Source organism: Nonomuraea sp. NPDC002799 (assembly GCF_053592075.1).
The window spans coordinates 57,934-66,147 of sequence record NZ_JBSFVA010000046.1 but is presented as its reverse complement, the minus strand read 5'-3'; the positions used below and the strand labels follow the sequence as shown (position 1 = coordinate 66,147).

Below are 8,214 nucleotides of genomic sequence, written 5' to 3'. Positions count from 1 at the left end.
CACCCGAGCCAAAGCGAGACGGCAGGTCATCCGCTACATCGAAGGGTTCTACAACCGCCGGCGCCTGCACTCGGCGCTCGGCTACCGACCGCCCCGAGCCACCCCGGCTCGGTAGCCGCCCGTCATCACGCAAAGAGAGCGAACGAGATGTCCCTCATCGTCCTGGCCGAGTGCCTGGAGGCGATGATCGAACCGTCCCGGGACGAACGTCGGCCGGTAGCACTATGTAACGATCCCTGTGCGCACCACGATGTCAAGGATGAAGCAAGGTCCGTACGCCGGGAATCGTTGGATAGGTCTGGTGATGCCCGAAGACACTACGCCGCGCGCTGACCTGATCGGATTTCGGGATCGCTTCGTTGGCCTGCTACAGCGGCTTCCGCTGGTTGTCAACGTTTCGCAGCGCTTCCACGGCCCGTGCGCCTCGGATGAGCACAACCTCTATGAAAGCCCCGGAGGTGGTTGTCATTTGGACGCAGGCAGTGCCAGCCGTTGTCGGTCTTGTTGGCGTTGTGGTGGGGGTGCTTGTTGGCGCCTGGCGGCAATCACTGCTACAGCAGGGTAACTGGCTGCGCGACGACCTGAGGCGTTGGCAGCAGGACCGAAGGAAGTCGTATTTCAAGCTCGTCCAGGCTGACGATAAACTCTACCGTTGTGTGATCCGGGACTTGCGTGATCCGCCACCTGGGCAGACAGTAACCGTTAGTGGAATAATAGATCTTAATGAAGCGATTCCGCCGCTCGCTGCAAGTGAACGCGCCGAGTTGCTCCGGGCATTCGACCGCCTCTGGCGTGCGAGGCGCGAGATCGAGCTGCTCCATTTGACGGATGACGCACTCGTAGCAGCAACCAACAGGCTCACGCTCAAGGACGCCGAACTGGTGAGCCTTACGCTCTTCGACCTGACTCACCGCCCTGAAGACGCACAAAAAATATCAGTACTCATCCGAGATGCACTAAAGGTGCGGCGCGACTTGATTGACCAATTCATGCAGGAAGCACGGACGGTTCTGAACGTCCCGCGTAACCGGAACGCTTAGGGTCCTAACAGAAAGATCAGCGAACGAGGCGTCGCCAGCAGATGATCGCTGCGGCGAGTTTCATGAACGCTTCATGGATGTCGTCGCGGACCTCCCAGCGGATGCGCAGACGGCGGAACCAGTGCAGGAGCGCGATCGTCCGCTCGACCACTCATTGGTGGATGCCCAGGCCAGAACCGTGTGTCGCGGGTGATTCGCGGGGAACCGTAGGTGCCGCCCGATGCCTCGAATGAGCGGGTGATCTCCGCGTCCAGGTCGGTACCGATGGTTATCTGGGGTAATCGAGCGTTCTCGCTAGTCAGCGGCTTGAAGGTCTGTAAGCCACGTAAGGCAAGTAGGCTGACCATGATTGCCTGCGATAGTGAAGGAGCATCGTCAATGACCGCCGACCCCACGATGGCCCGGATCGGCCAGGGGGTGGAGTTGCATCACCATCAAGGCCAGCGTGAAGCCGCTCGCGAGTTGTTCGCGCAGATCTGGGACGACATCGGCGGCGAGCAAGGCGACCCGCTGCATGTTGGCGTCCTTGCCCACTCGATGGCCGACGTGCAAGACGACGTGCACCAGGAGCTGATGTGGGACCTGCGGGCACTTGCCGCCGTCGGCCAGCTCACTGATGAGCGGGTGGCCCAAGCCGGGGTGCCGCTTTCGGTGGCCGGCTTGTATCCGTCGTTGCACCTGAACTTGAGTGAGTGCTATCGCAAGCTGGGCGATCTTGACCGCGCCCGTGAGCACCTCCAGCAGGCGCGGGACGGGATCGGCGCACTTGGCGACGATGAGTATGGACAGCTCATCAAGGGTGCCCTGGAGCCGTTGGCCGAACAGTTGGATGAGACCGTCTGACTGCGAGCCCCGGCATGTAGGCTGCCCGCGACCGTCGTGTCGGTGCCGTCTTCGAAAGATCCATGAGCCGCGCCCCGCCAGGTACGCTCACGCCTCGACATGCAGCTCGAGGTCCTCGTCCACCACCACCCACGACACCGACTCGTCGGCGGCCACCGCCCGCTCAGGCCGGTAAAACCGAGGCAGCGCACCTGACATGGGGTGCTGGTAAGAATCGCGCCGCACGGCCCAAAGCGACGGTGCGTAACCGGGAGCTCCCGGGCGGCTTGACATAAACGCTATTAGCGAGCAACGCGACCTGCGGAAACACCCGATCCAGCGTTATCGAGTGCTGCCGCGCCTGACTCATCCCCGAACGTCCGGACCGAAACCGGCGCTCGAAGAGTATCGCAGTCGCACACCGTGACCTGCGGCGATGCTGCTCGTTTGGGCCGTATGGCGCGATTCTTACCGGCGGGCCAACTTGGGGCCCATGCATGGCGTCTAATCCGCCGTGGAGATGCGCATTGGTGACTACGTGCTGGCCGGTCGGCTGGGTGCGGGCGGGCAGGGAGTCGTCTACGAAGCATACGATCTTGAGGGGCGCCGGGTGGCGGTCAAGGTGCTGCATCCGGGCGAGAGCCGTGGCCGCATGGCCAAGGAAGCCGCCGCGGCCAGGCGGGTGGCGTCGTTCTGCACGGCGAGGGTCCTAGGCGCCGATCTGACCGGTGATCGGCCGTACATCGTCAGCGAGTACGTGGCGGGCCCGAGTTTGCGCCGCGCGGTGTGCGAGGGACGCGTGTTCGGTGGTGACGACCTGCACCGGCTCGGTGTGGCCGTCGCTACGGCGCTGACGTCCATCCACGATGCGGGGGTCGTGCATCGCGACCTGAAGCCGGACAATGTGCTGCTCGGCCCGGACGGGCCGCGGGTGATCGACTTCGGCATCGCCAGGACCGTGGACATGTCGCTCACCAGGACTGGGGTGGTCGCGGGAACGCCCAGTTACATGGCGCCGGAGGTGCTCACCGGGCAGCGTGCGGGGTTCGCGGCGGACGTGTTCGCGTGGGGGGCGGTCATGGTCTTCGCCGCCACCGGCGAGGACCCGTTCCAAGGTGAGAACGTGAGCGCCGTCATGCACCAGGTGCTGTCGACGCAGCCCGACGTGAGCGCGCTGCCCGAGGCGGTGCGTTCGCTGGTCAAGGTCGCCATGGCGAAGGATCCCGAGGCTCGGCCGACGGCGCGCGAGCTGCTGCTGGCGCTGGTGAGCGGCGGCGCCGCGGACACCGCCGAGCTTCTGGCGGCCGGCACGCGCGCGGCGGGGGTCGTCGTGGCGTCCGGCCACGACGACCCTCCGCTGGGGACACTGGCCGAGGACGCCTACGCCAGCCTGGAACCGCAGGAGCGCGAGCACGTCGCTCAATTGTTCGTGCGCTTGGTGGCGCTGGGCGAGCGAGGGGCCACAGCGGACGAGCTCGGGGCGAGCGCCGAGCGGGTGCTGCGCGCCTTCCGTTACGTGCTGGCCAAGGAAGGCGAGGTGATCGTGCTGGCCTGGCCGGCGGTCGTGCGCGCCTGGCCGCGGCTGCGGGAGTGGGTGTCGGCCGAAGGCGAAGGGCTGGCCGCGCTGGCCGAGATCAGCTTGGCCGCACGAGCCTGGGACGATCATGGCCGCAGGGACGGCGACCTGCTCCGCGGCAGCCGCCTGGAGCACGCATTGACCTGGGCGGCCACCGGCCGCGCGCATGCCACGCTGATCCCGCGCGAGCGTGACTTCCTGCAGGCGGCCACCAGCCTGACGCAGCGGCAGGCCCATCGGCGACGAATGATGACCGTTGTGCTGGTCGCGCTGCTGGTCGTGGCGTTGGCCGCCGCCGGCGCCGCGGTCTGGCAGGGGAAACTGGCTCAGGACCAGCGCGATGTGGCGAGCGGGCGGCAGGCCGCCGCGGAGGCTGCGCGGCTGCGTACGACCGATCCGGTCAAGGCGATGTTGCTGAACGTCGCCGGCTGGCGGCTGGCGCCCGGCGCCGGTACCAGGGCAGGGCTGGTGGAGGCGTTGCAGGCGCCGGAGCGGTCGGTGTTCCGCCTGCCGACCGTTGCCGGGGTGGGCACCATCGCGGCCGGCGGCAACGGGCGGGTGATGGCCGGCGTAGGTGAGCAAGGCGTACGAGTTTACGACGTACCGTCCGGCCGGATGATCTCCGCCTGGCCGTGGCCGGCGGGGCAGGCGCTGATACCGTCGGCGGCGGCGCTGAGCCCCGGCGGGCGGATCCTCGTCGTGGCCTCGGCGGCGGATCAGATCACCGCGTGGGACGTGCGGACGGGCCGCAAGCTCGGCGAGCGCACCCTGGACGCAGGTGGCGAGAGTCCGTTGGTGCGCTTCGGTGACCACGAGTCGCTGGTGGCGATCGGCCGCGGAACCTCCCTCTACCTGCTGTGGGACATCCTCAGCGGTCGAACCTTCGGCCTCATCTTCAGGTCCGGGTCCGACCCCAGCGTCGGCTTCGAGGCTCCGGACGGGCCGCTCATTGCCGCCGACGGGGCCTATGTCGCCGCCATTCATCTCGACAAGCTGAGGCTGTTGCGGCTGGCCGACATGACGATCAGCAATCGTGTCCCCAGAAAGTGCGGTTCGGTGGCCGCGTTCAGCCCCGACGGCAGCCGCCTGCTGTGTGCGAACGGCGAGATCACCTTCTGGGACCTGGTAACCGGTCACCGCACCAAGGGGCCGTACTGGCAGATCTCCGGACGCTCTGGCCTAAATGGGGGCGGCCTCAGGTCGGCGGGCAAGGTGACGGCGGCCTACACCGGCGACACCATCACCGTGTGGATGGGCAGCCGGCGCCTGCTGGAGTACTCGATCGAGGGAAAGCCGCAGGCGGTGTGGCTGGAGCCGGATGGCCAGACCCTGCGCTACCAGAGAGACGACACCATTGTCACGCTCGACTTGCGCCCCCGCCTGCTCACGACACAGCCCGCCCGGCCGGCCGGGCGGGTGAGCACCGAGGGGGACTGGGCGCCGGGCGGCCGCGTCCGGCTGAGCGCGACGGAGAACGTCCTGCGGGGGCTGGATGCCGCGTCGGGCCGGGCGCTGTGGGGCTACTCGGTGCCAGCGGGGTGGGGTGTCAACTGGCGGACGTTCACCCCCGACGGCACCGTGCTTGTGGTGGCCCTGCAGGTTCACGATCCGGCCCACCTGCGCGACCGGCTGGTGTGGCTGGACACGGCCACCGGCAAAGTTCTCGGCGACCGGGCGCTGGAGTGGGATCTGGGCCGTTTCGCGGTGGCCGCCGACGGCACCACCCTGGTGTCACCGACCGGCGCCATCCTCGACCTGCGGACCGGCCGGCGGATCGGCGCGGGGTTCACCGCCGTCGGCCAGGCGGTGGTGGTGGCTGCCAGCCCGGTGGGCTCCCTCATCGCGGTCAGCGGCAGCCAGGGCAGGGTCACGCTGTGGGACGTCCGCCGCCGGACCGCCCTGACCCCCTCGCTCCAGCACACCGCCGGCGCCGGCAGCCGCCACCTCGCCTTCAGCGCCGACGGCTCCCTGCTGGCCTCCTACGGCGAGGGCACCGACGAAGACGTGGTGGAGGTATGGGACATCGCCACGATGACACGGCTGGCCACGGTGCCGGTTCGTGAAGATTTCGTGGTGGAGCATCTGGCGTTCACCACGGACGGCACCGTGCGGATGGGGACCCGGCGAACGGTGATCGAGCTGCCGACGGACGGCGAGCGCCTGGCGCGGGCGCTGTGTCGACGGGCTGGCCGCGACCTCACCCTCCACGAGTGGGAGCGCCACCTGCCCGGAACGCCTCACCGGCAGATCTGCTGACCTCGCCCACCTCACGCGGCCGAGATGGTTCCCGACTGGATGCTGTCGTTCCGGGATCTTGGGACTATCCGGCCGGAATTGACCTGCAAGGCACCCGCCGCAGGTCAGGCGGGCTCGTCGAGAGGGAGTGAACCCGAGGGTGAGGACGGGGGCCGGTGAACGCACGGCTGGCTTCGGCTCGAACATGGCGGGATAAGTCCGGCGCGATAACGACCAGCAGCACGTTTCTCCAGGTCGTGGTGCTCGATATCTCTTTATGTCAACCTGGGTTGCCGTTAACCAACGTGTCAAAGGCCACCAAACCTCGAAGATCCCTATGCGGGTGTTGTGCTTCAGCCGGCGTGGTGCCGGTAACTGCCGGGTGGTGACCCGTACTGGCGTTTGAAGGCGTGGGTGAAGGTGTACTGCGAGCTGTAGCCGACCTGCTGGGCGATCGTGTTGACGGGGGCGTCGGAGGCGCGCAGGAGCCGGGCGGCGGTGGTCATCCGCCACCATGTCAGGTAGGTGAGCGGTGGCTGGCCGACCAGATGTGCGAACCGCCGGGCGAAGGCGGCGCGGGACAGGCGCGCCTGCGCGCCCAACTCCTCGACGGTCCATTGCCGGCCGGGGTCTCCGTGGATGGCGCGGAGGGCGGCGGCGACGGCGGGGTCGTGCAGGGCCGCGGCCCAGCCGGTGGCGGAATGGCCGGAGACGCGCTGTTCCTCGAACCACGCGCGCAGGATGTAGAGCAGGAGAAGATCCAGCAGGGTGAGCAGGATGGTGTCCGAGCCCGGGCGGGGGTCGCTGTCCAGCTCCACGCCGAGGAGTTCGATCGCGGCGCGGAGTTCGCTGTGGCGCCCCACCCGCGTCGGTAGGTGGATGACCTCGGGTAGGTCGTTCAGGAGTGGATGTGGCCCGGATCCGTCCAGGAGGTAGGCGCCGCAGAGCATGACCACCGTCGGCGGCCGGTCGGCTGAGGGTTCGTCCTCACGGCCATCATGGACTCCGGTGAGCGTTGTGGGCGGCTCGCCTACAGGGGTGGACGGGTCGTCGGCCAGACCGTGTGCGGATCCGCGCGGCAGGAACGCCACGTCGCCCGGCGCGAGCGCGATCGGCTCACCCTGCGCTGGAAGAAGCCAGCACGTTCCCTGGAGAACGATGTGGAACCCGGCAGACAGCACCGCCGGAGACCGCAGGGCGAAGGGAGCGAACCTGGTCACCCGGCCCGAGTGGGGTCGACCGGTACGCGCCGCACTCACCACATCAGACAGAACATCCACGCAGCCAGTGTAACCAACGACGGCATCGGCGAAGACGCTGACGCAAACTCCAGAGCGGATCACGCATTCAATCGTCTTGTGTCGGCGCCTTACTGTGCTGGTGGGCTGAGCAACGCAGCTCTCATCGTGAGGAGAAGACATGAAGATCGCCGTCTATGGCGCGAGTGGATACCAGGGAAAGCTCGTGCTCACCGAACTGGCACGACGTGACATTGAGATGGTCCTCGCAGGACGCGATCTCGCTCGGCTGGAGGGGGCCGCCTCGGCGGTCGGCCTCCCCGGCACGGAACGACGCCTGGCCGGCACCGGCGACCACGAGGCGCTTGTGCACGCGTTCCGCGGCTGCGACGGGGTGATCAACTGCGCTGGACCGTTCACCACGTCGGGTGAGGCCGTGGTCCGCGCCGCGATCGCCGCCGGCTGCCACTACGTCGACACCTCAGGCGAGCAGCTCTACATCAAGAAGATCTTCGACACCTTCGCGACCGAGGCGGAGAACGCCGGGGTCACCGTGGTACCCGCCGCCAACGACGGCTGCGTCCCGGTAGACCTCATGGCGCAGATCCTGGCCGACCGCCTTGAATCCGTCGAAGAGATCATCTCCACCCACAGGGTCGTCGGGGGTGGCGCCATGTCGCGCGGCTCGCTGCGCTCGCTGGTCGAGACGATCGACGCCATCAAGGCGGGAGGCATCACGTACTACGACGGCGACTGGCGGGCGGGCGTGCCCGCCCGCCACACCTCGATCAGGCTGCCCGGAGAGTCGGAGGCGACCCCGGTGATGGCCTTCCCCGTGTCGGAGGTGGTGACCATTCCCCGTCACGTCCCCCTCCGGCATGTCGAGGGCCTGACCGAGGCGGCGTTGGGCGACCAGCTGAACGCCCCGCTCACACCGGAGATCATCGAAAGCCTGCCCGAAGGACCCGATGAGGACAGCCGACGCACCCAGCACTTCACCTACGTGCTCGACGCCACCAGTACCGACGGGCGCCGCACCCGCGGCATCGTCCAGGGCCCGGACACCTACGGCACGACCGCGGTGATCGCCGTCGAAAGCGCCCGCCGTCTCATCGCCGACCCTGCCAAGCCGGGAGTACTCGCACCCGCCCAGGCCTTCGAGCCGACCGCCTTCCTCGATTTTCTGGTCCCGTACGGGATCCAGTGGACCGTCGAGGAGGCGCCGGCAACCTGACAATGAGCCTTCTCCGGTAACGACCAGCCACGATGTGTGATCGTCTGGACGGCTCGCTGGATTGAGCGA

General features: G+C 67.8%; 6 protein-coding genes. 4 read left to right on the top strand and 2 right to left on the bottom strand.

Features of this window, described 5'->3' with window-relative positions; genetic code table 11:
- Positions 1-443 precede the first annotated feature (443 nt).
- Positions 444-1,040, top strand: a complete 597-nt coding sequence (locus ACWD0F_RS45465; protein ID WP_449888369.1) for a hypothetical protein — start codon at positions 444-446, stop codon at positions 1,038-1,040.
- A gap of 16 nt (positions 1,041-1,056) precedes the next feature.
- Here the strand turns inward: ACWD0F_RS45465 and ACWD0F_RS45460 are convergent, their stop codons facing one another.
- On the bottom strand, positions 1,057-1,191 hold the full coding sequence (locus ACWD0F_RS45460) for a hypothetical protein (protein ID WP_449888367.1): 135 nt from the start codon (positions 1,189-1,191) through the stop codon (positions 1,057-1,059).
- A gap of 227 nt (positions 1,192-1,418) precedes the next feature.
- On the opposite strand from ACWD0F_RS45460, the gene ACWD0F_RS45455 reads away from it, so the two are divergent.
- Together ACWD0F_RS45455 and ACWD0F_RS45450 are read left to right on the top strand one after the other, a co-directional pair.
- Positions 1,419-1,883: a tetratricopeptide repeat protein gene (locus ACWD0F_RS45455; protein ID WP_449888366.1), complete on the top strand. Its 465-nt coding sequence runs from the start codon at positions 1,419-1,421 to the stop codon at positions 1,881-1,883.
- A 499-nt stretch (positions 1,884-2,382) separates the two neighbouring features.
- On the top strand, positions 2,383-5,694 hold the full coding sequence (locus ACWD0F_RS45450) for a protein kinase domain-containing protein (protein WP_449888364.1): 3,312 nt from the start codon (positions 2,383-2,385) through the stop codon (positions 5,692-5,694).
- Between the two features lie 332 nt (positions 5,695-6,026).
- Here ACWD0F_RS45450 and ACWD0F_RS45445 read toward each other — a convergent pair whose 3' ends face one another.
- Complete coding sequence (locus ACWD0F_RS45445; RefSeq protein ID WP_449888361.1) at positions 6,027-6,953, bottom strand: AraC family transcriptional regulator; 927 nt, start codon at positions 6,951-6,953, stop codon at positions 6,027-6,029.
- A 139-nt stretch (positions 6,954-7,092) separates the two neighbouring features.
- Here ACWD0F_RS45445 and ACWD0F_RS45440 point away from each other — a divergent pair, with 139 nt between their 5' ends.
- Positions 7,093-8,145, top strand: coding sequence for a saccharopine dehydrogenase family protein (locus ACWD0F_RS45440; RefSeq protein WP_449888360.1), 1,053 nt, complete (start codon positions 7,093-7,095; stop codon positions 8,143-8,145).
- The last annotated feature ends 69 nt before the right edge of the window (positions 8,146-8,214 follow it).